The organism is Methylobacterium sp. WL116 (assembly GCF_008039455.1).
Taxonomy (GTDB): domain Bacteria; phylum Pseudomonadota; class Alphaproteobacteria; order Rhizobiales; family Beijerinckiaceae; genus Methylobacterium.
In genome coordinates, this window is record NZ_VRUV01000697.1 from 1 (window position 1) to 1,962 (window position 1,962).

Below are 1,962 nucleotides of genomic sequence, written 5' to 3' on the forward strand. Positions count from 1 at the left end.
GGCCCGGCCCGAGCAGCGCGGGCGCCGCGCCCTCGATCCCGTAGATCGCGATGGCGCGCGCCGAGAGCTCGGCCACCAGACCGGTCAGGTCGTCGCGATCGAGCGTAAGCCCGGTGAGATCGAGGATCACCGGGCGCCCGGCGAAGAACGCGGGTGCGCGCTGGCGCAGGGCGTCGAGATCGGCGAGCCAATCCTCGATCGGGGGCAGCGGCGCGAGCACGGTCGCCATGAACGAGCGGCCGCGGAAGCGGATCGGCGGACGGGGCGCATCGGGCTTGGGCTGGGTCACGGGGGTCGGCATCTCGCGTGTCGGGCCTGGACCCTGCCTGCATGCGGCGTGCGCGCCCGCGGAGCAATCCTTGCCGGGCGCTTGCCCACGCCCCTTGTCGCCCGCCGATGGTCGCGCACGTTCGAGACGCACCCCGCAATCCCGTCGTCGACGACAGCTAAACCGTTGGGCGAGAACTGGAATGGTTCTGAAACATAGCGGTTGCGCGGCCGCAGGGCGCCTTGCTACCCCCGGCACGGAACGCCGCCCTTCGAGGGCGTGAAGCCCCGTGGAGTCGGCCCGATGGCACCGCAGAAGGTCGCACGCCGCCGTCCGGCCTACCGCCTCGCGGTCGTGGGGCGGATCGTGCTCGCGGTCGCCGGCGGCTACGCGGTGGCGGCGCTGCTGACCGCCCTGCTGTCGTTGACGCTGCCGCTCGTCCGCTCCGAGGCGGTCGCGACGGCGACCCTCCTGAGCTTCGCGGTGATGGTCGCCGTGGTGATCTACGTCTTCGCCGCGCCGACGCTCGGCCGTGCCGCCCTGACGGTCGCCGGGCTCGCGGCCGTCCTCGGCGGCGGGCTCTGGCTCGCCGGCGGCTTCGCCGCGGTCGGTGCCGCATGAGGCAGGGTTTTCGCCAATCGATGGCGTGGCTGCACGCCTGGTCCGGCCTCGTCGTCGGCTGGGTGCTGTTTTGCGTCTTCGTCACCGGCACTGCGAGCTACTACCGGACCGAGATCTCGCAGTGGATGCGGCCGGAGCTCGCCGAGACCGCGAGCGACCCGGCCCGCTCCGCCGACCTCGCCGCCGCCTACCTGCAGAGGGCGATGCCCGACGCCACCGGCTGGTACATCGAGCTGCCGAAGCCCGAGAAGCCGCTGATCGGCGTGATGTGGTGGAAGAGCCTGGAAGGCCCGTTCCATCAGGCCCTGCTCGATCCCGCCACCGGGACGCCGACCAAGGCCCGCGACACACGCGGCGGCGACTTCCTCTACCGCTTCCATTTCGAGCTCGGCATGCCGCCGCTCTGGGGCCGCTGGATCGTCGGCACCTGCGCGCTGGTGATGCTGGTGGCGCTGGTCTCGGGCATCGTCACCCACCGCAGGATCTTCGCCGACTTCTTCACCTTCCGGCGGCGTCGTTCGCAGCGCGGCTGGCTCGATGCGCACAACGTGTTCGGCGTGCTCGCGCTGCCGTTCCACCTGATGATCACCTATACCGGCCTCGTCACCCTCGCGCCGATGTACATGCCGTGGGGCGTCGTCTCCGCCTACAAGGGCGACGAGATGCGCTTCTACGTCGACAGCGGGCTGATGCCGGAGCTCCGCGCCCCGTCCGGGAAGCCCGGCACCCTGGCGCCGCTCTCCGGCATGGTCGCGCAGGGCATCGCCGCCAGGGGCGAGGCGCCGGAAGGGGTCTCCGTCTTCAACCCTGCCGACGCGACGCCCTCCGTGCTTGCGGTCTTCGAGGAGCCGCACGGGCTTGCCCACGAGCATCCGCAGATCGCGTTCGACGGCGCGACCGGGGCGATGCTCGGCAGCAACGGCGCGACCCGCGCCGCGGCCAAGACCTCGACCGTCATGCTCGGGCTGCACGAGGGGCACTTCGCCGGCGCCTCGCCCCTGGCGGCGATGCCCTGCGCGACCATGCCGGAGAGCGGCGCCAGGGTGCCGGGCTTCCCGGACGGGGCGCGGAGC

The 1,962-nt window shown here is 72.3% G+C and carries 2 protein-coding genes and 1 pseudogene; 2 read left to right on the forward strand and 1 reads right to left on the reverse strand.

Annotated elements, in window-relative coordinates; genetic code table 11:
* Positions 1-301, reverse strand: a pseudogene (locus FV223_RS26375) (septum formation inhibitor MinC); the annotation flags it as partial.
* A 270-nt stretch (positions 302-571) separates the two neighbouring features.
* On the opposite strand from FV223_RS26375, the gene FV223_RS26380 reads away from it, so the two are divergent.
* The gene (locus FV223_RS26380) at positions 572-889 is read left to right on the forward strand and encodes an iron transporter (protein WP_147729697.1); all 318 of its coding nucleotides are present in this window, start codon (positions 572-574) and stop codon (positions 887-889) included.
* On the forward strand, positions 886-1,962 hold a 1,077-nt coding region (locus FV223_RS26385), incomplete at its 3' end, for a PepSY-associated TM helix domain-containing protein (protein WP_147729698.1). The genes FV223_RS26380 and FV223_RS26385, both read left to right, overlap by 4 nt.